The sequence below is a fragment of the Halolamina salina genome (genome assembly GCF_054653455.1).
In genome coordinates, this window is sequence record NZ_BAAIGE010000002.1 from 1,348,532 (window position 1) to 1,371,188 (window position 22,657).

The window sequence follows — 22,657 nt, forward strand, 5'->3', positions numbered from 1 at the left end:
CGGACACGAGGTCCGGCGCAGCACCGAATCCCCACCCCTCCCCCCGCGGCCGCCGACCGCTGGCGGCCGCGAGGCGTCCACCGCGACCGCACCGCTGTGGCGGTCGGCGCGCGACGTGAGCGCCTCCGTGCGCGAACGAGCGCGCGAGGGACGACTGACCGAGCGAAGCGAGGGAGGGAGTCGGCTGGGGAGGATCGAGGGCTGTGCGGGGCGGTGCGGTCGCAAGTGGTCTACGATCGAGCTGCTGTTGCTGTTCCAGTTGTCAACGACCGAGCTCCCATTGCTGTCTCAGTTACTGCTCGTCGACAACAAAACGAACCAAAAATACGCTACAACCTCACTCCAGCGCGCTCGCGGCCCGAACGATCGTCTCCTCGCCGTACTTCGGTCCGACCAGCTGCAGCCCGACCGGCAGGCCGTCAGCCTCCCCCGCAGGCACGGAGATTGCGGGCAGGTCCGCGAGGTTCACCGGCACCGTGTTCGCGTCCGCGAGGTACATCGTCCGCGGGTCCTCAAGCCCCTCGCCGAGTTCGAACGGCGGCACGGGCATCGTCGGCGACGCGAGCACGTCCGCCTCCTGCAGCGACTCGTCGAAGTCCTGCTTGATCCACTCGCGGGCGTCCTGTGCCTTGGCGTAGTACTTGTCGTGGTAGCCGGCCGAGAGCGCGAACGTGCCGAGCAGGATCCGCCGCTTGACCTCGGGACCGAACCCCTCCTCCCGAGCAGTCGCGAACGCCTCGTTCCAGTTGCCCGCCTCCGAGAGGTCGTCGGCGTCGCCGGCCTCCACGGCGTTCAGCCCGTAGCGCGTGCCGTCGAAGCGCGCGAGGTTCGAGGAGGCCTCGGACATCGCGATCACGTAGTACGCCGCGACCGCCTTCTCGACGGAGGGCATCGACACCTCGACCGTCTCGGCACCCTGCGCCTCGAGCTCGTCGATCGCGTCCCGGAACGTCTCGACGACGCCCTCGTCGGCGCCCTCGACCAGTTCGTTCGGGATACCGATCGTCATCCCCTCGACGTCGCCGTCCGCGGCCGCGGCGTAGTTCGAGCCGTCGCCCTCGTCGACGGTCGTCGCGTCCCGGTCGTCCGAGCCGGCGATCACGTCCAGCAGTTCCGCCGCCTCCTCGACGGTCGGTGCGATCGGGCCGATCTGTTCGAGGGAGTTCGCGTAGGCCACGAGCCCGTAGCGGCTCACGAGGCCGTAGGTGGGCTTGATCCCGACGACGCCGCAGAACGCGGCGGGCGCGCGGACCGAACCGCCCGTGTCGCTCCCAAGCGCGAGGTCGGCCTCGCCCGCGGCGACGGCCGCCGCCGAGCCGCCGGAGGAGCCACCCGGCACGCGGTCGGTGTCCACGGGGTTCAGCGTGGGGCCGAAGTGGGAGGTCTCCGTCGTCGTCCCCATCCCGAACTCGTCCATGTTCGCTTTGCCGTTGATCGTCGCGCCCGCCTCTTTCAGGCGCTCGACGACCGTGGCGTCGTACGGCGGGACGTACCCCTCGAGCATCTTCGACCCGCAGGTGGTCTCGACGCCCTGGGTGGAGATGTTGTCCTTCACCGCGACGGTCTTGCCCGCGAGCGGGCCGTCGTCGGCGCCTTCGATGCGCTCCTCGGTGATGTAGGCGTTCAGCTCGGCCATTACGACACCCGCGGCCCCTTGAAGTAGCCGTCCTCCGTCTCGCTGGCGTTGCTGAGCGCTGCCTCCTGACTGAGGCCCTCCTCGACCTCGTCGGCCCGCATCACGTTCACGAGGTCCGGCTCGCTCTCGACTTCGGGCACCTCGTCCAAGGTTTCGAAGTCCGCGAGCACGTCCTCGAACTGCTCGGCGAACTGCTCGACCTCCTCGTCGGTCAGGTCCACCCGCGCGAGGTCCGCCACCTTCCGGACCTCCTCGCCGGTGACCGCCGGCTCGTCTCCGTCGCTCATACCTCTCGGTCGCCGCGGACCGGGAGTAAGGGTTTCGGTGAGCCCCGAGCCCGCTCCCAGAACGTCTTTCCCGGAACCGTTCGACAGCGGTGGTGTGAACCTCCCGTTCGCGACCGACACCCCGACGGACGACCGCTGGCTCCGGGCGTGGGCCGTCGGCTACGCGGCCGTCGGCGGCGCGTCGGTGCTGCTCCCGCTGTACGCGCTGAGCCTCGACGGCGGCGCGTTCCTCGTCGGACTGATGGCATCGACCGCGGCGTTCGCGGGCGTCCCCGGCGCGATCCTGTGGGGTCGGATCGCCGGGAAGGCCGGCCGTCGACGCCCGTTCGTGCTGTTCGCGCTGATCGCGACGGCGGCGGTGCTGCTGGTGTCGCCGCGACTCAGAAGTCCGATCGCGCTGGTCGCCGCCAACGCCGCGCTCTGGTTCGCCGTTACCGCCGCGTCGCCGGTGCTCAACCTCATCGTCGTCGAGGGGGTGGAGCAGTCGGCGTGGGACGGCCGCATCGCCCGCCTGAACGCGCTGCAGGGCTGGGGCTGGCTGGCGGGGCTGGTCGTCGGCACCGTCTGGACCGCCGCCGCGCCGCGGCTTGGCTACACGGCTGTCTCCGCCCAGCGCACGCTCCTGACGGGGCTGGGGCTGCTCGCGGTCGCCGCGACGCTGCTGTTCGTCCACTTCTACCCGGACGCCACCCACGTCTCCGAGAAGCGGTTCCTGCGCCGCTACCGCTCGCTGTCGCGGGAGAGCTGGCGGGGCGACCGGTTCCTCCGCGGCATCCCGTACGGCCCGAGCCGGATGTACTGGGCGCTGCGCTCGCTGCGGTCGGGGCGGCTCTCCGAGCGCTTCGGTCGACCGCTGCTCGGCTACTTCGCGGGGACGGCGCTGTTCTCAGCGGGCTTTGCGGTGTTCTGGGGACCGATGCCCGCCCACCTCACCGACATCGGGTTCGGCGACGGCGTCGTGTTCCTCTGTTTCCTCGCGAACACGCTCGGTTCGACGGTGTGTTACGACCCCGTGGGCCGGCTGATGGAGCGCTACGCGGCGATGCGCCTGCAGGCGGGCGCGCTGATCGCCCGTGCGGTGCTGTTCGTGGGCACGGCGTTCCTCGCCGTCGAACTGCTGGTCGGGAGCGCGCTCGCGGCGATCGGCGTGACGTGGGCGGTGGTCGCGGTCACGACGACCGGAATCGTCGCGCGGCTGGCCTCCGAACGCGTCCGCGGCGAGGCGCTGGGGCTGGTCGTCGCGATCACCGGGATCGGCGGCGGCGTCGGAAACGCCGTCGGCGGCGCCGTCGCCGCGGCGACGAACCCCCTCACGACGTTCGGGCTGGCGGCGGTGACCGTCCTCGTCGGTGGCGCAGTCGCCGCCGCTGCGGTCGTTCCGGCGCGAAACGCCGCCTGAGGGCGGGTCGAGGTGAAACGGCAGGAAGAGAACCGAGCGTTCAGAGGCCGATCTCGCGGCCGATCACGAGGTGCTGGATCTCGCTTGTCCCCTCGCCGATCTCCATCAGCTTCGCGTCGCGGTAGAACCGCTGGGGCGCGAAGTCCTCCGTGTAGCCGTAGCCGCCGAGGGTCTGGACCGACTCCTCGGCGACCTCGCGGGCGGCCTCGCTGGCGTCGAGTTTCGCGAGCGCGGACTCCCGGCTGACGGACTCCCCCTGATCGTACGCCCACGCAGCCTTGTGGGTCAGCAGCCGGGCGCGCTCGATCTTCCGGTGCATGTCCACGACCTTGTCCCGGATCGCGTCGAACTTCGAGATGGGCTGGCCGAACTGCTCGCGCTCGGTGGAGTAGTCGCGTGCGGCCTCGTAGGCGCCCTGTGCGAGCCCCGTCGAGAGCGCCGCGATGGAGATGCGGCCGCCGTCGAGGGTCTTCTTCGTCTGCTCCCAGCCCTCGCCCTCCTCCCCGAGCAGGCGGTCCTCCGGGATGCGCACGTCGTCGAGCTGGATCTCACAGGTGGGCGAGCAGTTCAGCCCCATCTTGTCCCAGACGGTCGTGACCTCGAACCCGTCGTCGTTCTCGGGGTCGACGATGAACGTCGAGATGCCGTCGTAGCCCGCGTCGGGGTCGGTGACCGCCTTCACGAGCACGCTGTTCGCCACGTTGGCGTTGGTGATGAACTGCTTCGTCCCGTTGAGCACGTACTCGTCGCCGTCCTTCTCGGCCATCGTGTCCATGTCCGAGGCGTCGGAGCCGCTGCCGGGTTCGGTGAGCGCCCACGCGCCCATCCCCTCGCCGCTCGCGAGCGGTTCGAGCCACTCCTCCTTCTGGGCCTCGCTGCCGAACATCTCGATCGGCTTCGAGCCGAGCGAGACGTGGGCGGCGTAGGAGAGGCCGATCCCGCCGGAGACGCGGCCCAGTTCCTCTGTCACGAGGGAGTACATCAGTTGGTCACCGCCGAGGCCGCCGTACTCCATCGAGACGGGGACGCCCATCATGTCCAGTTCGCCCAACTGCTCGAAGATCTCCTCGGGGAAGCGGTGCTCGTTCTCGATCTCCTGTGCGATGGGTTCGATCTCCTCCTCGCAGAACTCCCGGACCGTGTCGCGGATCATCCGGTGCTCCTCGCTGTCGACGACGTCCAGCAGACCCTGCTCGCTCATGCACGGGCGTACGGACGAAGCAGGCAAAAACCCCGCCGGTCCGTCGCCGCCGGTGGTACCGCGGCCGCCGGAGCGCTACCACGGTGACGTGTACGTTTAACTGCCGAGCGACCGTTCGACCCCGCGTGCCCTCCGATCGCTCACGCGACACCGAGCCGGACAGCCGGACGGCCGTCGACGTGTCCGATCTCGATCAGGAAGCGCTGTATCGAACCGTGCGGCAAGCCGTTCAGGACGCCATCCTCGACGCCGTCGGGACGATCGCGCTGGTCGCCGTCGGCGGGGCGCTGGCGTTCGCCGGTGCCAGCCTCTTCGTCCGGACTGCTACCGAGAGCGGGCTCTCGATCGGGTTCCTCACTGCCGGGATCTGGCTGCTCGCGATCGGCCTCTACGTCGTCGGCTCCTCCCTCGGCGCCGTCCAGCCGGTCCGCGACTGGCTCTGAGAGCTCGAAGGTCGTCAGCGTCGCTACTCGAACGCGGTACAGAAACGGTCGGAGAATCGAAAACGAGCCGTCAGTCGTCGGTGAAGGAGCTCCCCACCCGTCTCAGGGCATGTGGATGCTCTCCTCGGCCTCCAGCAGCTCGTGGTAGCGGTTGCGGATCGTGACTTCGCTGATGTTCGCGACCTCGCTGACCTCGGACTGGGTCACCTTCTCGTTGGTGAGCAGCGAGGCGGCGTAGACGGCGGCGGCCGCGAGGCCGACCGGCGACTTGCCCGAGTGGACCTCCTGCTCCTTCGCGGTCTGGAGCAGTTGGCGCGCGCGGCGCTCGGCCTCGTCGGAGAGGCCGAGGTCGCTGGCGAACCGGGGGACGTACTGCTCGGGGTCGGCAGGCTGGATCTCCAGCTTCAGTTCGCGGACGACGTAGCGGTAGGTGCGGGCGATCTCGTCCTTCTCGACGCGGGAGACGGCGGAGATTTCGTCGAGGCTGCGCGGGGTGCCGGCCTTCCGGGCGGCGGCGTAGAGACTGGCCGTGGAGACGCCCTCGATCGAGCGCCCCGGCAGGAGGTCCTCCGAGAGCGCACGCCGATAGATGACGGAGGCGGTCTCGCGGACGTTCTCCGGGAGGCCGAGCGCGGAGGCCATCCGGTCGATCTCGCCGAGCGCCTGCTTGAGGTTCCGTTCCTTGGAGTCCCGTGTCCGGAACCGCTCGTTCCAGGTCCGGAGCCGCTGCATCTTCTGTCGCTGGCTGGCCGACAGCTGGTTGCCGTAGGCGTCCTTGTCCTGCCAGCCGATGTTGGTCGACAGCCCCTTGTCGTGCATCATGTTCGTCGTCGGGGCGCCGACGCGGGACTTCTCGTCCTTCTCGCGGGAGTCGAACGCGCGCCACTCGGGACCGTGGTCGATGCTGTCCTCGTCGACGACGAGGCCGCAGTCCTGACAGACGGTCTCGCCGTGTTCGGTGTCGGTGGCGAGGCTGCCGCCACATTCGGGACACTGGAGCTCGTCGACGGACTCCTCCTCTTCCTCGGTCTGTTCCTCGTTCTGTGCGGCCTCGGCACGCTCACTGGTGTACGCTTGTACTTTGTCGCTCATTGGGTGTGGGGTGGGGAGAGACAGATGCGTCTGGACTGCAGTCGTCTCACTTTCGGGTACCGTACGGTGTTACTTAAATCTGCCGTCTGATTTCTCGCCCGAATGGACGGAGAGGAATCAGGAAGAACCGCTGAGACAGCCGAATTACTCCGAATCCTTCCGACCGGGTAGAGCGCCGGACGTGGCCGACGAGGCCTACTTGAGGGTTTCGTCGCGCTGGACACGGGGGTTTATTGAGCGTTTCGCCGGCGGGAACCCCCGATCGGCGCGGCAGCCACGCCCCCGTGACGGCTCAGTCCGTCCGGTTCACGTAGAAGCTTGCTCGGTACAGGCTCTGCCCGTCCCAGAGGATCCGTCCCGTCTCCGACTCGTCGGCCGAGAACCCGAGCCGACGGAGCAGCGTCTCGAACGCATCGGACGGTTCGCCGGTTTCCCGGTACGCCTCTCGTTGGATCGCGCGGTCCAGCAGCGTCCGGGCGTCCTCGGAGAGGTCGATGGCACCGAGGTCGGTGTCGACTGCCGACCCCAGCACGACCTCCCGGAACGCCTCGCGGTCGTCGGCGACCACGGTCGCGAACGTGGTGTGTTCGGTCAGCGTGACCCGCCCGCGCTCGACGTGGACCCGGTAGGCGAGCTCGCCGTCGGCCGCCATCCTGACGGCTCGGCCGTCCAGTTCGTCGACGAGTCGGCTCTCGCGTTCGGCCGGCCGAGCCATCACGTAGGCGTCGCCACGGAGCAGCGACGCCGACGAGGACGCGCCGTCGCTCACGGCGTAGGTGTGGAGGATCTTCACCGGTCGCGCGCTGGGCTGTTCGAGGCTGTCGAGCAGCACCGCGTCGTCGGGGGCGCCGTCGAGGGTGTCGACCCGGACTAACGGGCGCTCACGCACCGCACGGCCGCTGACGAACTGGTCGATCCGGTAGTACTGGCCGTCGTGTTCGACGTAGGCGCCCTCACTGATTGGCGTGTAGCCGCGGGTCACGTGCCGCCCCGTCGGGACGACCGCGTCGATTGCGGCCCGCGCCGGGTCGCCGAACAGTTCGTTCTCGGGGGGTTCGTACAGCGCCCAGGGGACGGGCTCGGTCGCGATCCGATACACCTGTAGCGTGTACTCCGTTCGAGAGGAGTCGTTGCCGAGCACGTCGCCCGAACAGCCGGCCAGCGCGGCCGCGACGGCAGTACCGGCGAACTGGAGGGACCGTCTGCGAGAGACCATACCCACCGTGGCCGCTCGGAGGACTTGGAACTACTGACGCGAGCCAGCCGGCAGAAAACGAACGGTGGCGGTCAGGCCTGTGCGGTCAGCGCGGTCGTGATACGGCTCTCCACGTCGTCCATCCGCGCCAGCACGCGCGTGCCGTCGGCGAGTACGGGGTAGGTGGCGTCGAGGTCGCGGTAGAGGTAGCGGTACACCGACTCGCTGTCCTCTCGCTGCCAGCCGAACGTCACCCCCTCCTGAATCTGCTCCTGGCGGCGGGCGAGCGTCGCCTCCAGCGACTCCCGCGTCTCGTCGAGGCACTCGAAGCGCGCCTGCAGGTCGTCGAACGACTCCCGCCGGAGTCGGTCCCCGTCCAGCTCCGCACACCGGGCCGCGGCGTCGTCGAGCGCGTCGCCCGCCCGTTCGAGCCGGCGGCGCTCGTCGTCGAGCGTGTCGAGGTAGCGATCCCGGCGAGCGCAACTCTCCTCCGCGCTCGCGATCACCGCACGCTTGACCTGCGGGGAGAGCGCGTCGTTCGCGACGACCGCGCCGGCGACGCCGTCGCCGAACTCGTTCGCGAGGTTGACCGGTAGCGACTCCCCGTAGTCGCGCTCGAAGTGCTCCACGTCCATCATCGTCTCGCGGTACGCCTCCCGCACCTGCGCCATCCCGCCGGACTGACCGTTGGCGGCGCCGACGACGCCGACCCCGCCGCCCTCAACCGTCGGCGCCGGGCCGGCCGCCGAAAGCTCCCGCACCCGGGAGACGAACGACGACAGCGCGTCCTGCTCGGCGGTGATTGCCTCGTACTCCCGCCGGATCGCCTCCGTCGCCGCCCGGACGTTCGCCCGCGGGGCGAACAACAGCCCCGTCGAAAGCCCCGCCCACAGCACCAGCGCGATCAGCGAGCCCGCGACCGCCTCGGCACAGCCGAACGCGCCGCTACAGGCCGCGACTTCCTGCTCGATGTCGGGGGAGAAACCGTACGAAGCGGGCATTTGAGTGTGTGAACAACTGACTCGGAGCCACTTCAATTGCCCGGCCATTCCCACGATCGGCAAACGGCGGCGGGATCGGTCCGCGGACCGACAGATCGAAGGTCGCACCGCCGACAGTCCGGCACATGGTCAAGATGGTCGTCCTGCTGGTCCGGAAGGAGTCGCTCGACTACGAGGAGTTCCTGACCCACTGGAAAGAGGAGCACGTCCCGCTGGTCGAAGATCTCCCGGGGGTCGAGCGCTACGTCACCTCCCACCCGACGGAGCCGGAGAAGAGCGCCTACGACGGCGTCGCGGAGGTGTACTTCGAGGACATGGAGCAGCTCGGCGCCGCGTTCGACTCCGAGGCGGGCGAGGCGCTGCTGGCCGACGCCGAGGCGTTCTCCGATCAGGACGCCGGGGAGGTGCTGTACATGGAGGAGGAGACGCGGTTCGTCGCGGAGTGAGAAACCGATCATGGCGCGCGACCTGCCGCGCGCTCCGTCGCGCGGCTGCGGAGCCAATGCCGTGATCGTGTAGATAACCCCCGGCGCGCGACCTGCCGCGCGCTCCGTCGTGCGGCCGCTGAGCCGATGCCGTGATCGGGTAAACTATTCTCGACGAACAACGACGGCTCGGGAGACGCCTCCTCCTACTCCTCTGTCGGCTCCGACTCACCCTCGCCCGGCGGAGACGCAACCTCGTCATCCTCGTCGGAGTCGGCCGCCGCCCCGTCGCCGTCCTCGCCATCGTCGCTTCCGTCGTCGACGAGCGTCAGCCCGTCGCCCAAGAGCGATCCGAGTCCGTCGCCCCCGCCACTCGAGTCGTCACTCCCTCGTGGTTCGCGCCGCGCGAGCGCCGGCGGCTCGTACACCACGACCAGCTCCTCGGCGACCGCGTAGAACAGCCCCGTGTCCGGCTCCTCGATCACGCCGGTGTCCGCGTCGATGGCGAAGTCGACCACGTCGCCGAGCGACTCGGCCTCGGCGCGGGGCCGGTCGTCGAACGCCGTCGAGAGCCGCGCCCGGACGACCCACTCGTCGAACTCCGCACGCTCGGCCCGGAACGCGAGCAGGTCGCGCTCGGCCTCGGAGAGGGTGAACGCGTCCTCGCGCCACCCACCGACGAGTCCCCCGACGCCGACCACGCCGAGGAGCAGCAGGAGCGGCCCGCCGACCGACCAGAACGGGCCGTACTCGCGGGTCGTCCGGACCGTCCGCGTCGTGGTCGCCGGCTCGCTCCCTGCCTCCGCGGGGCCGACGACGTACGTCTCGTCGTTGACGGTGATCGGGAGCCGGTGGGTGAACGAGCGGTTGGCCGGCTGGCCGTTCAGGCTCCCGGCGACCGTGGCCTCGACCGCGACGAACGTGGATATCTCCCCCTCCGTGTCGCCGAGGCTTTCCTGAATCGTCGCCCGCCTCTCGGCGACCTCGGTCGCGTTCACCGAGAAACTGAGTTCGACCGTCTCCCCCGGAGCGACCGACTCGGTACGGGTCCCGCCGAGCGGGGTCCGATCCGACCAGAGCACCGTCCCGTCCGTGCTCGACTGGATCACGAGAGCGGCGTCGATCTCGACCGTCGCCGGCTCGGTGCCCCCGGCGTACCGCAGGCTGTACTGCCCGTCGAGCACCGGCGACGGCCCGACGTAGTACGTCGAGCGGTCCGAGAGCGTCGATCCGACCGGGAACACGGGGTTCTCGCGGGTCACGTCGGCGCTGTGTCGGAATCCCCCGTCGGCCCGCCAGTGGGTCCGTTCGACCTGCTCGGCCTCGGTCCCCGGGGCGACGTGGGCGGTGTACGCCGCGGCGCCCCCTACCACCGTGACCGCGACGAGTACGGCAGCCAACACGGCGAACCACGACCCCACGATCGCACGGAGCCGAAGCCCGCTCGTCCCCTCTGTCATGCCCGTTCCTGTGCGGTGGTCTCACATAGAACTATTGGTCATCCGAAACGAAATCACCGCGTGAGATAGCGGAGCAGTCGGCGCCACCCGGCGCGGCTGTGGCGGGAGTCCCGCTCCCTGACCCGCACCCGCCGGCCCCCGAGCACGACCAGCCCCAATAGCGCGACGAAACCGGCGAGGCCGGCGTCGATGACGACGATCGGGAGCCACGGGTGGACGCCGTACAGCGTGTCGATCACCGGGCCGGGGAGCACCGCGAGGTACCGGCGCTCGGTCACGAACCGCCGGTAGTACCCCGTCTCGTCGGGCGCCGAGAGCGTCATCTCGACGGTGGCCCGCTCGCGGCCGGCAACCCGGACGCGGTCCGGCGAGACGGTGACCCCTTCGCTACCCGGTTCAAGGTAGGTCACGATCGGAAGCAGGCCGCCGTTCGGGACGGTGTAGGGGACCGTCGCCGACTCCCCCTGTCGTATCACGGTCGGGTTCTCGGAGGCGAACTCCGCGCTCACGACGCCGAACTGCTGAGTGCCGGCCGGGACGACCATCGCCGCCGTCGCCGACGCCACCAGCACCCCGGCGAGCACGACGACGACCAGCGCCGGGGAGATCCCTTGGTCGCGATCCCGATCCCGGCTCCGGTCCCGAGCCTCCCCACCGCCGGCGACGAGGTCGTAGAGGTACAGCAGCGCCGACAGCCCCAGCAGGGCGTACGCGAGCCCCTGCGTGCCGAGCAGCGCTCGCGAGCCGGTGAGGACGGCGAGCCGCTGCTGGACCGCGCCGAAGGAGCTCTGCAGCCCGGTGACCACCGTCCCGAGGTTCGGGATCACGACCACGCTCCCGCCGATCTGGAGCGCCTCGGCGACGATCTGGCCCTCCTTCACCGGTGGCTCGTCGCCGTCCTGATCGGTGAAGGGGTTGGCGTCGCCCTGCGTAATGTACCCCCGCTCGGTCTCCCCGACGACGCGGTGGGTCGTCAGCCCGCCGCCCTGCAGCTCCTCGGCGCGGAACACGATCACGTCGCCCTCCTCCACGTCGCCCGCGACGGCGTCGGGGACCGCGACGAACCCGTCGCCCGGTTCGAGCGTCGGCTCCATGCTCCCCGTCTCGACGTAGCCGAGCAGCACGGGCGTCCCGAGCACCTGCCCGAGCAGCAGCGACGCGACGACCAGCGCCACGGCCAGTTCGGCGCCGACCGTCAGGAACCGTCTGGGGGACACGGTACGCGAGGAGTGGTGTCAGTCTGACAAAAAGCCTCGGTCGGCGCCGAGGACGCCGAGCACGAGCGCGATGTACGGGACGATAAAGCCCAGACAGAACCCGAGCAGGTGGACGTAGACGTTCACGATCCCGCTGCCGGTCGCGAGGCTGCCGAAGCCGACGAACTGGTAGCCGAACAGCGTGACCGTGCCGAGGATCCCGGCATCGAGCCAGCCGGCCCGGTCGAGGCGGCGACGACCGGTCCCCGGCCTCTCGGGCCACGATCGCCGCGCCGAGACCACGTAGCCGGCGGCGACGAACACGCTCGCGGCGCCGATCCCGGTGACGGTCCCCGCCCGCGGGACGATCAGCGCGATCAGCGCCACGACCGCGAAGAACAGCCCCGGCGCGTACCGGACGCTGATCCGGTCGTCCAGCCGGCCCCCGTACGCGACGAGCACGAGCGCGAGCAGGCCGACGAACGCCATGTTCAGCCCCGAGAGCCCGTAGCCGACGGCGTTGCGAGGGAGTGCGAGGTTCAGCCACGACAGCGCCGGGGGAAAGGCCAGCAGGTACGTCGAGGCGGCGACGCCGAACAGCCGCCGGTAGCCCGACAGCGCCGCGAGCACGTAGCCGAGCCCCGCGACCAGCACGTAGCCGAGCGCGTTCGCCGCGAGGTGGGCGGCGTCGAAGTGGACGAACTGCGCGGTGTAGGCCGTCAGGAGCGACGGGTCGCGGTACGCGAACGCGAGCGACTCCCGGCGCGCGACCGGTAGCGTGAAGGCGGCGACGGCGATCGCCGGCACGAGCGCGAGCGCCAGACAGTCCCGGAGCCGGACGGCGTCACGTAGTGCCGCGAGAAACGAGTCGTCGTCCGGTCTGCCCATGTGTCAGTGATCGATATTGAACGGCAAAAGGCTGTCTCCCAAGGGTTCAGGGCTGGGGCGTCCGCCGGGCCAGCGCCAGCGTGACGGCAACGATGGTCAGCAGCCCTACCAGCCCCACGAGCGCCCGAAGCCCGAAGCCGCTGGCCTCGCCGATGGGGGACTGTGTGCGCTCTGCCGTCGACGCCGGCGAGGCCGCCTCCGCGTCGCTCGATGCCGGCGTGGCGCTCGTTTCGGTCATCACGCGGAACGTTCCGACCTCGTTCCCGTCGACCGCGACGGCGTACTCGCCGGTCGTGTTCCGGACGATCGGGACCGACACCGTCTCGCTCTCCCCGGGGGACACCGCGACCGTCCGCTCGGCGGCCACCGTGCCGTTGACGGTCACGCGCACGGTTCGCTCGCCCGCGAGCGTGCCGTCGTTCGCGACGGTGGCGTTTACGGTGACGGCCTCGCCGGGCGCGACGGCGTCCGTGTCGAGGCTCGCGTCCGTCACCGCGAACCGCGGTCGCTCGACGGCCACGACGAACGTCGAGAACCCCGCCGTCTCCGCCTCGAACGCGAGTCGGCCGTCCCGTTCGCCGAGCGTCCTGACGGGCACCCGGGAGAGTTCGCCGTCGGCGTGGCGGTAGACGGCGAGGTTCGCGGGATCGACGCCCCGGGCCTCGAAGTACGCCGCCGGCGCGCTGAACCGCAGCGTGGCGTTCGAGACGGTCCCAGTGCGGACGGTCATCCGGACCGCCCCCAACGGCTCGGAGCCGTCGGCGACTACCGACGACCGCACCTCGTCGGTCCCCGCCGCCTCGGCGGTCACCGAGAACGTCCGGTTCGAACTGCTCGCCGAGAGTTCGTCGAAGGTGAGCGCCTCGCCGTCGACACGGTCGAGCGGCAGTCCGGCGGCGTCGAAGTCGACCGGGCGGCCCGGGTCGATGCTGAGGGCGGTGAATCGCCGGGAGTCCTCGGTGGGCGCCCTGGACAGGGTCGAAACGCCGGCGCTCTCATCGTCCACCTCCTGTTCCTCGGGTTCGGCGACCCGGGCGTGGATCGTGACGTCGTCGACGAGGCCGTCGGCGGCACCGCCGGTGGTGTCGACGGTGATGGAGACGGCGGCCGACTCGTTGGGGGCGAGCGTCACGTTGTTCTCCGGCGACTGGATCGGCCGGCCGTCGACGGTAAAGGTCACCGCGTCGGAGCCGTGGGTCAGCCAGACGTCGGCGTAGCGGGAGCCGTTGTACCGGACCCTGAAGGCGTCCCCGATCGTCGTCCGCCCGTCGGCGGCGACGCCGTCGCCGTCGAGGGCCGGGTTCGACGCCGAGAGGTCGACGACCAGCTCGCCGTCGCCGTCGAGGTACGCGTAGTCGCTGCTCGGGGCGAGAACCACGTCGTTCCCGACCTGGTCGGTCTGGCCCCCGAACAGCGGCGCCGCTGCCGAGGGGAACGCGAGTGTTCCCGCGACGACGAACGCGACGACGAGCGTGAGTGTTCGGCGGTTCACTGTCCTCCCGGCGCCCTCCGACCGGGCGTTACCTGTCGTGTAGACACCAACTCCCGTAGTATTGGTACGTCTGAGCCGGTTCAGGATCGCCCTACGGCCACGCTGTCTATCGATCGGAGGGTCTCGTGGCTGGCTCCCGGTCGCCCCGACGTGTCGGTGCCTGACTGAACGAGGCCACGGGCGAGTCCGAGCTATCCGCGAAAGTGACAGTAAACAAATATGCGTCTGACGATTCCTGTCGCGCCGGATCCGTACAACAAACGTCGCCTGACCGCTCCGAAGGGCGGCGTTTCCCGACATTGTATCAGGTTATAGTTCTGGAATTATAATAGGAAATATGTACTCTCAACCCCTATATAGTGGTTTTACTCCGAATTCGTTGGAGACAGTATTCTGACCAGTCTGTTAAAATATACATAGGGTTTATATGGCATTGTACTAACACTCTCCCTGTGTCATCCACAACTCCGCGCCAGCAGCAAGGGGAGGCTGCCGGCGACATGACCGCGGGCTCGGTAGCGGGCGAACAGTCACCGAGCCTCTCCGACGACGAGCTGTTCGAGGTGCTGTCGAACCGTCGTCGTCGATACACGGTACACGCACTGGAGGCGGCGGATGGCGCCGCGGAGATCGGCGACGTCGCCGAACAGGTGGCTGCCTGGGAGTACGACGTGGCCGTCGAGGAGGTGTCCTACGAGGAGCGCAAGCGGGTGTACACGGCGCTCCAGCAGTCCCATCTGCCGATGATGGACGACGCGGGTGTCGTCGAGTTCAACAAGAACCGGGGGGTTGTCGAGCCGACCGACTCCCTCAACGACATCGAGGTGTACATGGAGGTCGTCCAAGGCAACGAGATCCCCTGGAGCGTCTACTATCTCGGACTCTCGGGGGTGGCCGCCTCGCTGACGGCGGCGGTGTGGCTGGGGGCGTGGCCGTTCACGCTCCTGCCCGACGTGGCGTGGGCCACCGCCATCACCGCGATGTTCACCGTCTCCGCGGTCGCTCACACGTACTACGCACGGGGCCAGCGCATCGGGGAGGTCGACAAACCGCCCGAACTCAGGAAAGAATGAACTCCCGCCGCGCGGTCAGCGTCCTGCTCGCAGCCGTCGCCGCGACGATGCTCGTCACGGGCAGTTTCGGCTTCACGAGCGTCAGCGCTGAGCGCGGGGTCGCCGTCAACGTCGTCGAGTCGGAGAACGCGTACGTGAACGTCTCGGCCTGCGAGAAGAGCAACGGGAACGCGACCAGTCGGCCCGCGCGGGTGACGGTGACCAATCAGTTCAGCGGATCGTTCACCATCGAGGACGTCTCGTGGGGCGACCTGAATCGTGAGCGCACCCTGCAGCCCGGCGAGTCGACGACGTTCAACAACGCCTTTGCCGACGCCGCCGACGGGACGGTCACCGTCGACGTGACCGGCGGCCTCGACGCCACCGTGACCGCGCAGGTGTCGGAGAAGGCCGACTGCCCCAAGAATCCGAAGAAGGGCGGCGGGAACGCCGATAAAGGGGGGAGGGAGTCCGGGGATACCCAGGGTGAGACGGAGTAGGCCGACGAGGGGATTGACGACGAAGAGAGAGACGACTGAGCCGCCAGTCGACACCGACCACGTTCAGACGACGCCGTTCTCGCGGAGCCGTTCGATCTCCGCCTCGCCGTACCCCAACTCCGTCAGCACCGCCTCGGTGTGCTCGCCCAGCAGCGGCGGGTGCCGCCGCGCGGTCGCCGCGTACTCCGAGAACTGCATCGGCGACCCCGGGAGTTCGATCTCGCCCGCCGTCGGATGGCTGACCCGCTGGACCATCCCCCGCGCCTCGGCCTGCGGGTCGTCGAACGCCTCCAGCACGTCCCGGATGCGGCCGACGGGAACGTCGTTGGTGCGGAGCAGATCGACCACCTCGTCGACCGGCGCGCCCCTGAACGCATCCGTGAGGATCGACTCCAGCGCCTCGCGGTTGTCGACGCGCTTCTCGTTGCTCTCGAACCGCGGATCGTCGACGAGGTCCGGCCGGTCGAGCGCCTCGCAGAGCCGGTACCAGATCGCCTGACTCGCGCAGGCGACGACGACGTAGCCGTCCGCCGCCTCGAACGCCTGGTACGGCGCGATGTTGGGGTGGCGCGAGCCCATCCGCTCGGGCGCTTCGCCGGAGGCGAACGCGTCGGTCCCCATGTAGGAGAGCCAGCCCAGCAGCGCGTCGAACAGCGCCACGTCGATGCGGTCGCCGCCCTCGTCGGCAAACTCACGGCGGAACAGCGCCGCGAGCACCGACTGGGTCGCGTACATGCCCGCCGCGAGGTCGGCGACGGCGACGCCGACACGGACGGGCGGTCGCCCTTCCTCGCCGGTGATGCTCATCATCCCGCCCTCGGCCTGCATCATCAGGTCGTACGCCGGGCGCTCGGCCTTCGGACCGGTCTGTCCGTAGCCGGTGATCGAGCAGTACACCAGCCCCGGGTTCGCCTCGCTGAGCGTCTCGTAGTCCAGCCCCCACTCCGCGGCTTTGCCGACCCGGAAGTTCTCGAGCAGCACGTCCGCCTCGCCCGCGAGGTCGCGGAACGCCTCGCGACCCTCCTCGATAGTGAGGTTCAGCGTTATCGAGCGCTTGTTCCGGTTGATGCTGGCGTAGTAGGAGGCAACGTCGTCCCCGAACGCAGGCGGCGTCCAGTGGCGGGTCTGATCGCCGCCGTCGGGGCGTTCGACCTTGATCACGTCGGCGCCCAGATCGCCGAGCTGCATCCCGCAGAACGGGCCGGCGAGCACGCGCGAGGCGTCGAGTACGGTGACGCCCTCCAGCGGTCCGGTCGGGTCGTCGGTCATAGCCCGATCCGGGCGGGCCAGCGTCTTAGTGGTTCCCACCCGGCGCCGTCACGGCTCACTCCTCGCGACCGGCGAGTCGATCCGGAAGCCCGGTGAGATCGCCGTCGACGTGGAGGTAGCGCCCGCCGTGGCGGTCGATCCCGCCGTCCGCGTCGTGGTCGTCGCCGACGTGGGTCAGCGCCTCGACGGGCACGTCCAGTTCGTCCGCGACCGCGGCGAACGCCCGCCGGTCCGGCTTCCGCCAGCCGATCTCGACGCTCGACACGACGGTATCGAACTGATCGAGCAGCCCCGCGCGGGCGAGGACTCGATCGACCAGTCCCGGGACCGAGCAGTTCGAGAGCACGCCCACGGGCGCGTCGACGGCGGTGATCGCCGCTTCGACGCCGGGAACCGGCACCACCTCGCGGTCGAACGCGTCGAGCACGGCGGCCTCGACGACCGATTCGTCGGCCTCGATCCCGCGGCTCGACAGCGCCGCGCGGACGTGCGCGGGCAGCGACACCTCGGCGCCGGCCGGCGAGTCGAGGTGCGGTTCGGTGTACGCCTCGTGCCAGTCCTCGGGGACTGTGACGCCGCGGCCCCGGAGCTGTTCGGCGACCGCTGCGGCGGGGTCCGGGGGGCGCGGGACGGCGACGAGCGTGCCGAAGCAGTCGAACGAGACGGCGCGCATCACCCCACCCTCGGGGCGGGAGCGCGCTAAGGGTTTTGCCGCTCCCCGTCGACTGCGATCGTCGGCGTCGATTCGGGCAGGACGAGTAGCCAGTCGAACGATCCCGGCAGATCGGTACGGGCGTACCCTTCCTCCGCCGGATCGAACACCGAGCCGACGTAGCGTTTCCGCTGCTCTGCAGTCGCCCACTGGGCGAGTCGATCGTCGTCGGCGACGGCGTCGAGATCGAGGGCGTAGGGGGCGTCTCCGACCGCCGCGAACGCGGCCGTCGCGCTGTCCTCGGTCGGCGAGCCGACCGAGAACGTCTCCACCTCGCCGCTCTCACGGCCGACCGCACGGAACGACCCGCGAGCGAAGTCGAACCCGACCGGCCGGTAGTCGTCGCCGAGCGCCCGCGCGAGTCGCTCGCCCATCGTCGTCGCGTCGGCCCAGACCGTGCCGTCGTCGAACGATCCGCGCTGGACGTGGCCGTCGTGCGCCCACAACACCACGCCCATTCCGGGATCGCGCTCCAGTGCCCGGCGGGCGTTCTCGGCCATGAAGCGGTCCCGTGCCGCCATCCCCGCGGGGTGGGGGCCGGGCTGTTCGTGCCTGACGCGGGCCCACTCGCAGGACTGTTCGATCACGCGGCAGAGCCATCGGGCCGTCCGCCACGCGTCGCGGGACGCTTCGTCCGCGTCGCGGGTCGCGTCCAGCCGCTCGCGGATCTGTTCCGCGGCTGCAGTCACCGTCTCCAGTACGCGTTCGCGATCATCGTCGTCGCTGACCGTCGCGTCGGCGACGGTCCGGAGCTGTTCGATCTCGGCGTCGGGGTCGATCCGTTCGAAGTACGCCTGCAGCGGCGCTGCCGGCGCCGACGGCGTGCTCAGGTCGACGCCACGGATCCGGACCTGGTCCGCAGGCGCGCGCCCGTCGTTGAACGCCCGGAGCCAGTCGAGCAGCGCCCGCACCGACTCGGTCCGCCACTGCCACATGTCGAGTTCGGCGAGCGCCGACTCCGCGTCCGCGGACAGTCGAGCGAACGGGCTCCCGCCACGGACGAACGCGTCCAGCGCCGTCGTCGCCGCCGCGTCGGCTTCGAACGCGACCGTTCGGAACCCCCGTTCGGTCACGAGGTGGCGGATCAGGCGGTGTTTGTGTTCGAAACACTCCCGTGTACCGTGAGTCGCCTCGCCGAGACCGACGATCCGGGCGTCGCCGAGCGAATGGGCGAGCGGCGTCGGAACCGCGGCCGACCTTGCCTCGGCGTCCGTTCCCGCAGGGACCATCGAGGTTGTGCGTGCCGCCAGCGCGTCGATCGTCCCGTCGTCGAGCATACGCACCCACTACTGCCGGCGCGTGAAAACGGTGCGTGAGAGAGGGTCGCAAACCCACGATAACATTTACCACGGTAGAACTCCCACGGTAATTCGATGGTCGGTCCCCAGTTCGTCTGTCAGGAGTGTGCCCGGACGGTGAGTAACCGCTCGTACCGCGCCAACTGCCCCGACTGCGGCGGCGAACTCGACCGACAGCGCCGCGCGACGTGAGCGAGGTGTCGACCGACCCCACCCGGATCCGCTCGCTCGCGGTCCACCGCGACGACGTGCTCACTGCGCTGGAGGCCCGAGCGCGCGACCGCGATCCCGCCGTCCTCCGCCTCGTCGCCCCCTTCTCCGGCCGGATGCGCGCCCGCCTCCACGTGGCCCGCGAGGACGCCGGTCCCGAGGAGATCCACATCGAACCGGCGACGTTCGTTGCCGACCCGCCAGCGTTCCCGAGCGTCGACGAGACTGAGGACCGGCTCCGGGCGGCCGACGAGTACGACCTCGACCGCCACCGCGAGGCCCACCAGCGAGCGGTGGATCGGTGGCGCGACCGCGTCGAAGACCGCCTCCGGGACCGGCTCACGCTCCCGGGGACGGACCACGAGGTGACGGTGCACTATCTGGGCTGATCGCCGCCGAAAAATCGACCCGCCCCGCGACGGTTACAGCCGCTGCAGGTTCGTCGCGCGGGGTCCCTTGTCGGCCTGTTCGATGTCGAACTCCACCTCTTGACCCTCCTCGAGGTCGGGACCGCCGACGTCCTCCATGTGGAAGAACACGTCGTCGTCCGCGTCCTCGGTCTCGATGAAGCCGTATCCGCCCGTGTCGTTGAAGAACGCAACCGTGCCTGTCGCCATCGGTATCTCCGGCGGGGAGATTACGCCCGCTCGAATAAATATGTGTGGGACGCTACCACGGGTGAGTATCACGTGATCGATGGGATTTACGCCACAGAATCCCCCTACGCGAGGTCCTTCGCTTCGATCTCGCAGGTCGGCGAGCAGTACGGTCCCGCCGTCGCGTTCGCGTCTGGGTACGCGCGGAACGTCGTCGAACACTCCACACAGTCGTACGTGTCGAAGTCCGACATACGCTCGCCGGTAGTTCGTGGCGGCCCAAAAATCGTGTGGCGGCGGCGGTCCGACAGCAGCTTTTTGCGAACACGTCCCAACCGACGCGTATGGCCAGAGAGACCATCAGCGACGACACCCACGGCGTCGTCTACGAGTTCAGCCCACAGATGAAGCCGGTCCGGACGGTCGAGCCCGGCACCGAACTCACCTTCGAGACGCGGGACAGCCTGAACGGCGTGATTCAGGACGACGACGACCTGCTCGAACAGATCCCCGAGGAGGTCAACGCCGCCACCGGCCCGGTCGCCGTCGAGGGTGCCGAGCCGGGCGACGTGCTCCGGGTCGAGATCGAGGACGTACGGCTGGCGGAGGACCGCGGCCGCGTCGTCACCACGCCGGGGTTCGGACTCATGCAGGACGACCCCGACGTGGAGGCGCCGTTCACCCGGGTCACGCCGGTCGAGAAGGGGTCGAACTACGCGGACGGCCGGCCGCGGGTGCGGTTCCAGGGCCGGGAGATCGCCGCCGACCCGTGTATCGGGACGATCGGCGTCGCGACCGCCGGCGAGACCCACTCGACGCTCGTCCCCCACGACCACGGCGGCAACCTCGACACGAACGACGTGACGACGGGGTCGACGCTGTACCTCCCGGTGTTCCAGTCCGGCGGGCTGCTCGCGATGGGCGACTCGAAGGCGGTGATGGCCGACGGCGAGATGTGCGGCACCGGCGCGGAGATCGCGACCGACGTGGACGTGACTCTCGACGTGATCTCGGACCCCGAGTTCGACCTCCAGCGGCCGCTGATCGACACCGGCGACCACTGGAAAACCGTCGCGAGCGCGGAGACGATGGAGGAGGCGTCCCGGCTCGCTCACAAGGACGCGATGGCACTACTCTCGGCAGAACACGGCTACAGCACCACGGAGGCCCACACGTTCGGCAGCCTCGTCGGCGGGCTGGAGATCTCGCAGGTCGTCGATCCGCTGGTGACAGTCCGGAACGCGATCCCGAGCGAGCACGTCTCCTCGCCGTTCTGAGACTACTCGCCGAGGAGTTCCAGCAGGAGCGCCTGCTGCGTCGGCTTGCGGTTGCCGGCCTGCTGCCACACCACCGACTGCTCGCTCTCCAGCGCGCCATCGGTCACCTCGCGGCCGCGATCGGCGGGCAGGCAGTGCATCAGCGTGGCGTCGCCGAGCAGCTCCTCGTCGACTTGGAACCCCTCGAACGCGGGCAGTTTCTCCTCGCTATCGCCCATGCTGACCCAGACATCGGTGTACACTACGTCCGCGCCCGCGACGGCGGCCTCCGGGCTGTCGAACTGTGTCGGCTCGCTGCCGGCCGCGGCCGCCGCCGCGATGGCGTCGTCGTCGACGCCGTAGCCCTCGGGGGTCGCGACGCGCAGATCCACGCCCGCGAGCGCACAGCCGACCACGAGCGAGCGCGCGACGTTGTTGCCGTCGCCGACCCACGCGAGGGTGATGTCGTCGAGCGCCCTGCCCGACTCGGCCGCGATCTGGCGCAGCGTCAGTAGGTCCGCGAGCGTCTGACAGGGGTGGGCTTCGTCGGTCAGCGCGTTCACGACTGGCACGTCGGCGTACGCCGCCAACTCCTCGAGGTCGTCGTGGCTGTTCAGCCGCGCCACGAGCGTGTCGACGTACTGCGAGAGCGCGCGGGCGGTATCTTTCAGCGGCTCGCCGTGGCCGAGGTGGATGTCGTCCTGCCCGAGGAACGTCGGGTGGCCGCCGAGTTCGGCGACGCCGGACTCGAACGACGTCCGAGTGCGCGTCGAGGGTTTCTCGAACACCATGGCCACGCTCCGGTCGCCCAGTCGCGCGGGGTCCTCGCCGGCCTCGATCGCGGCTGCGCGGTCGAGGAGCCGCCGGAGCGCCGCCGGCGAGAGCTGGTCGATCGTGAGCAGGTCCGTCGGGAACGTGGTCGCGGTGTTGTCGTGCATGGGTCTGTCGGTCAGTCGGTGAGCTGTTCGCAGGCGGTCGTCAGCGCCGTCACCGCGCGGTCGAACTCGGCGAGTGGCAGGCGCTCGTCGGGTGCGTGATCGAGCGCCGAGTCGCCGGGGCCGTAGGTGACGACGGGCACGTCCCACGCGTCGGCGTAGAGGTTGGCGTCGGCGGTGCCGGTCTTCTGCAGGTGGGTCGGCTCGCCGCCGGCGGCGCGAATCCCCCGCCGGAGCGCCGCCGCGGGCGTGCCGCGCGGGGACGCGACGTGCGGTGGGATCGACGCCCCCCACTCGATCTCGCCGGCGTCGAGGCAGCCGTCGACGAGGTCGCGTACGGAATCGGGCGTCTCACTTGGCGGGACGCGAAAGCGCGCCGCCATCGACGCCGTGACGGTCGATCCGTCGTCGGACAGCCCGCCGTCGATCGACGCCGCGGTCGCGGTAATCGTGTCGAAGCTTCCGGGCTCGGCGTCGCCGTTCTCGTCGGCGACGGCCGCGCGGACGCGCTGCCACCACGCGGTCGCGTGGTCGATCGCGTTCGCGTCCGGGCGGGCGCCGTGGCCCGCGGGGGTCGAGACGGCGTACTCGCCGCCGACGATCCCGCGGTAGCCCAGCGTGATCGCGTCCCAGCCCGAGGGTTCGCCGTTGATCACGACCTCGGGGGCGTCCCGGTCCGCGAGCAGGTGACCTGCGCCGCGGGAGTCGGTCTCCTCGCCGACGACGCCGACGAACGACGCACCGGTCTCGACGGCCGCGACGGCCATCGCCGCCAGCGGGCCGGTCGCGTCGACGCTGCCGCGGCCCCAGAGCACGGGTCCCTCGACACCCAGTTCGTCGTCCCCGTCCTCGACGCGAACGGGAATCTCCCCGGGCACCGTATCGACGTGGGAGGTCAGCAGCACCGAATCGTCGCCCGGCGCGCGGACGTTCCCGGCGTCGTCGATCCACGCCTCGCGGCCGTGGGCCGTGAAAAAGTCCGCGAGGTGGGCCGCCGCCTCGGACTCGTCGCCCGAGGGCGAGGGGATCGAGACGAGCGCCGCGAGCAGTTCGCGGCCCGGCGTGTCGAGCGCGCCGGTGGGGTCCGGGATACCGCCCTCGAGGTCGGGCATCG

At 70.0% G+C, this 22,657-nt stretch carries 24 protein-coding genes; 7 read left to right on the forward strand and 17 right to left on the reverse strand.

Annotation, left to right across the window (positions count from 1 at the left end):
• Positions 1-337 precede the first annotated feature (337 nt).
• Both gatA and gatC read right to left on the reverse strand, forming a co-directional pair.
• Positions 338-1,636, reverse strand: coding sequence for an Asp-tRNA(Asn)/Glu-tRNA(Gln) amidotransferase subunit GatA (gene gatA, locus ACYQZ5_RS07420; protein ID WP_379818477.1), 1,299 nt, complete (start codon positions 1,634-1,636; stop codon positions 338-340).
• Positions 1,636-1,923 (reverse strand): Asp-tRNA(Asn)/Glu-tRNA(Gln) amidotransferase subunit GatC, encoded by a 288-nt coding sequence (gatC, locus tag ACYQZ5_RS07425; RefSeq protein ID WP_379732964.1) that lies wholly within the window; start codon positions 1,921-1,923, stop codon positions 1,636-1,638. The genes gatA and gatC overlap by 1 nt, the downstream gene beginning before the upstream one ends.
• 94 nt (positions 1,924-2,017) lie before the next feature.
• Between gatC and ACYQZ5_RS07430 the strand changes: the two genes are divergently transcribed.
• Positions 2,018-3,322, forward strand: a complete 1,305-nt coding sequence (locus tag ACYQZ5_RS07430; RefSeq protein ID WP_459845676.1) for an MFS transporter — start codon at positions 2,018-2,020, stop codon at positions 3,320-3,322.
• Between the two features lie 40 nt (positions 3,323-3,362).
• On the opposite strand, the gene ACYQZ5_RS07435 is transcribed toward ACYQZ5_RS07430, so the two are convergent.
• Positions 3,363-4,523 (reverse strand): acyl-CoA dehydrogenase family protein, encoded by a 1,161-nt coding sequence (locus ACYQZ5_RS07435; RefSeq protein WP_379731800.1) that lies wholly within the window; start codon positions 4,521-4,523, stop codon positions 3,363-3,365.
• A 125-nt stretch (positions 4,524-4,648) separates the two neighbouring features.
• On the opposite strand from ACYQZ5_RS07435, the gene ACYQZ5_RS07440 reads away from it, so the two are divergent.
• A complete protein-coding gene (locus tag ACYQZ5_RS07440; RefSeq protein WP_379731799.1) occupies positions 4,649-4,966 on the forward strand; it encodes a hypothetical protein in 318 nt (105 codons plus the stop codon).
• A gap of 102 nt (positions 4,967-5,068) precedes the next feature.
• Here the strand turns inward: ACYQZ5_RS07440 and ACYQZ5_RS07445 are convergent, their stop codons facing one another.
• The 3 genes from ACYQZ5_RS07445 to ACYQZ5_RS07455 all read right to left on the reverse strand — a co-directional run bounded on the left by ACYQZ5_RS07445 (position 5,069) and on the right by ACYQZ5_RS07455 (position 8,254).
• Positions 5,069-6,058, reverse strand: a complete 990-nt coding sequence (locus tag ACYQZ5_RS07445) for a transcription initiation factor IIB (protein WP_379731798.1) — start codon at positions 6,056-6,058, stop codon at positions 5,069-5,071.
• A 292-nt stretch (positions 6,059-6,350) separates the two neighbouring features.
• Positions 6,351-7,274 carry a hypothetical protein gene (locus ACYQZ5_RS07450; protein WP_379731797.1) on the reverse strand — a complete coding sequence of 308 codons (924 nt, stop codon included), beginning with the start codon at positions 7,272-7,274 and terminating at the stop codon, positions 6,351-6,353.
• 71 nt (positions 7,275-7,345) lie between these two features.
• Entirely contained in the window at positions 7,346-8,254 is a 909-nt protein-coding gene (locus ACYQZ5_RS07455) for a DUF7260 family protein (RefSeq protein ID WP_379818479.1), read from the reverse strand.
• 125 nt (positions 8,255-8,379) lie between these two features.
• Here ACYQZ5_RS07455 and ACYQZ5_RS07460 point away from each other — a divergent pair, with 125 nt between their 5' ends.
• Complete coding sequence (locus tag ACYQZ5_RS07460) at positions 8,380-8,700, forward strand: EthD family reductase (protein WP_379732481.1); 321 nt, start codon at positions 8,380-8,382, stop codon at positions 8,698-8,700.
• 185 nt (positions 8,701-8,885) lie between these two features.
• Here the strand turns inward: ACYQZ5_RS07460 and ACYQZ5_RS07465 are convergent, their stop codons facing one another.
• From ACYQZ5_RS07465 to ACYQZ5_RS07480, 4 genes are read right to left on the reverse strand one after another with little or no spacing between them, the layout of a single operon-like run.
• Positions 8,886-10,139: a DUF5305 family protein gene (locus ACYQZ5_RS07465; RefSeq protein WP_379818480.1), complete on the reverse strand. Its 1,254-nt coding sequence runs from the start codon at positions 10,137-10,139 to the stop codon at positions 8,886-8,888.
• A 53-nt stretch (positions 10,140-10,192) separates the two neighbouring features.
• Positions 10,193-11,356, reverse strand: coding sequence for a signal peptidase I (locus ACYQZ5_RS07470; RefSeq protein WP_379732518.1), 1,164 nt, complete (start codon positions 11,354-11,356; stop codon positions 10,193-10,195).
• Positions 11,357-11,374: 18 nt separating this feature from the next.
• Complete coding sequence (locus ACYQZ5_RS07475; protein ID WP_459845680.1) at positions 11,375-12,223, reverse strand: hypothetical protein; 849 nt, start codon at positions 12,221-12,223, stop codon at positions 11,375-11,377.
• A 46-nt stretch (positions 12,224-12,269) separates the two neighbouring features.
• Positions 12,270-13,715 carry a PGF-pre-PGF domain-containing protein gene (locus ACYQZ5_RS07480; RefSeq protein ID WP_459845682.1) on the reverse strand — a complete coding sequence of 482 codons (1,446 nt, stop codon included), beginning with the start codon at positions 13,713-13,715 and terminating at the stop codon, positions 12,270-12,272.
• A 500-nt stretch (positions 13,716-14,215) separates the two neighbouring features.
• Between ACYQZ5_RS07480 and ACYQZ5_RS07485 the strand changes: the two genes are divergently transcribed.
• A complete protein-coding gene (locus ACYQZ5_RS07485; RefSeq protein ID WP_379731927.1) occupies positions 14,216-14,788 on the forward strand; it encodes a DUF7344 domain-containing protein in 573 nt (190 codons plus the stop codon).
• The gene (locus ACYQZ5_RS07490) at positions 14,785-15,267 is read left to right on the forward strand and encodes a hypothetical protein (RefSeq protein ID WP_379731924.1); all 483 of its coding nucleotides are present in this window, start codon (positions 14,785-14,787) and stop codon (positions 15,265-15,267) included. Before ACYQZ5_RS07485 ends, ACYQZ5_RS07490 begins: the two co-directional genes overlap by 4 nt.
• Before the next feature lie 63 nt (positions 15,268-15,330).
• Here ACYQZ5_RS07490 and ACYQZ5_RS07495 read toward each other — a convergent pair whose 3' ends face one another.
• Genes ACYQZ5_RS07495 through ACYQZ5_RS07505 form a run of 3 tightly spaced genes read right to left on the reverse strand, consistent with a single transcriptional unit; the run spans position 15,331 to position 18,525 of the window.
• Complete coding sequence (locus ACYQZ5_RS07495; protein WP_379731925.1) at positions 15,331-16,536, reverse strand: CaiB/BaiF CoA transferase family protein; 1,206 nt, start codon at positions 16,534-16,536, stop codon at positions 15,331-15,333.
• Positions 16,537-16,591: 55 nt separating this feature from the next.
• On the reverse strand, positions 16,592-17,209 hold the full coding sequence (locus tag ACYQZ5_RS07500) for an HAD family hydrolase (RefSeq protein ID WP_379818814.1): 618 nt from the start codon (positions 17,207-17,209) through the stop codon (positions 16,592-16,594).
• A 26-nt stretch (positions 17,210-17,235) separates the two neighbouring features.
• The gene (locus tag ACYQZ5_RS07505) at positions 17,236-18,525 is read right to left on the reverse strand and encodes an erythromycin esterase family protein (RefSeq protein ID WP_379732059.1); all 1,290 of its coding nucleotides are present in this window, start codon (positions 18,523-18,525) and stop codon (positions 17,236-17,238) included.
• Positions 18,526-18,743: 218 nt separating this feature from the next.
• Here ACYQZ5_RS07505 and ACYQZ5_RS07510 point away from each other — a divergent pair, with 218 nt between their 5' ends.
• Positions 18,744-19,145 carry a DUF8009 family protein gene (locus tag ACYQZ5_RS07510; RefSeq protein ID WP_379732061.1) on the forward strand — a complete coding sequence of 134 codons (402 nt, stop codon included), beginning with the start codon at positions 18,744-18,746 and terminating at the stop codon, positions 19,143-19,145.
• Positions 19,146-19,178: 33 nt separating this feature from the next.
• On the opposite strand, the gene ACYQZ5_RS07515 is transcribed toward ACYQZ5_RS07510, so the two are convergent.
• Both ACYQZ5_RS07515 and ACYQZ5_RS07520 read right to left on the reverse strand, forming a co-directional pair.
• Positions 19,179-19,373, reverse strand: a complete 195-nt coding sequence (locus ACYQZ5_RS07515; RefSeq protein ID WP_379732062.1) for a cold-shock protein — start codon at positions 19,371-19,373, stop codon at positions 19,179-19,181.
• 104 nt (positions 19,374-19,477) lie between these two features.
• Positions 19,478-19,606 carry a hypothetical protein gene (locus ACYQZ5_RS07520; protein ID WP_379732063.1) on the reverse strand — a complete coding sequence of 43 codons (129 nt, stop codon included), beginning with the start codon at positions 19,604-19,606 and terminating at the stop codon, positions 19,478-19,480.
• A 90-nt stretch (positions 19,607-19,696) separates the two neighbouring features.
• On the opposite strand from ACYQZ5_RS07520, the gene ACYQZ5_RS07525 reads away from it, so the two are divergent.
• A complete protein-coding gene (locus ACYQZ5_RS07525) occupies positions 19,697-20,629 on the forward strand; it encodes an acetamidase/formamidase family protein (RefSeq protein WP_379732064.1) in 933 nt (310 codons plus the stop codon).
• 2 nt (positions 20,630-20,631) lie between these two features.
• On the opposite strand, the gene argF is transcribed toward ACYQZ5_RS07525, so the two are convergent.
• Complete coding sequence (gene argF / locus ACYQZ5_RS07530; protein ID WP_379818812.1) at positions 20,632-21,546, reverse strand: ornithine carbamoyltransferase; 915 nt, start codon at positions 21,544-21,546, stop codon at positions 20,632-20,634.
• A gap of 11 nt (positions 21,547-21,557) precedes the next feature.
• Positions 21,558-22,655 carry a [LysW]-lysine hydrolase gene (locus ACYQZ5_RS07535; RefSeq protein WP_459845690.1) on the reverse strand — a complete coding sequence of 366 codons (1,098 nt, stop codon included), beginning with the start codon at positions 22,653-22,655 and terminating at the stop codon, positions 21,558-21,560.
• Positions 22,656-22,657 lie beyond the last annotated feature (2 nt).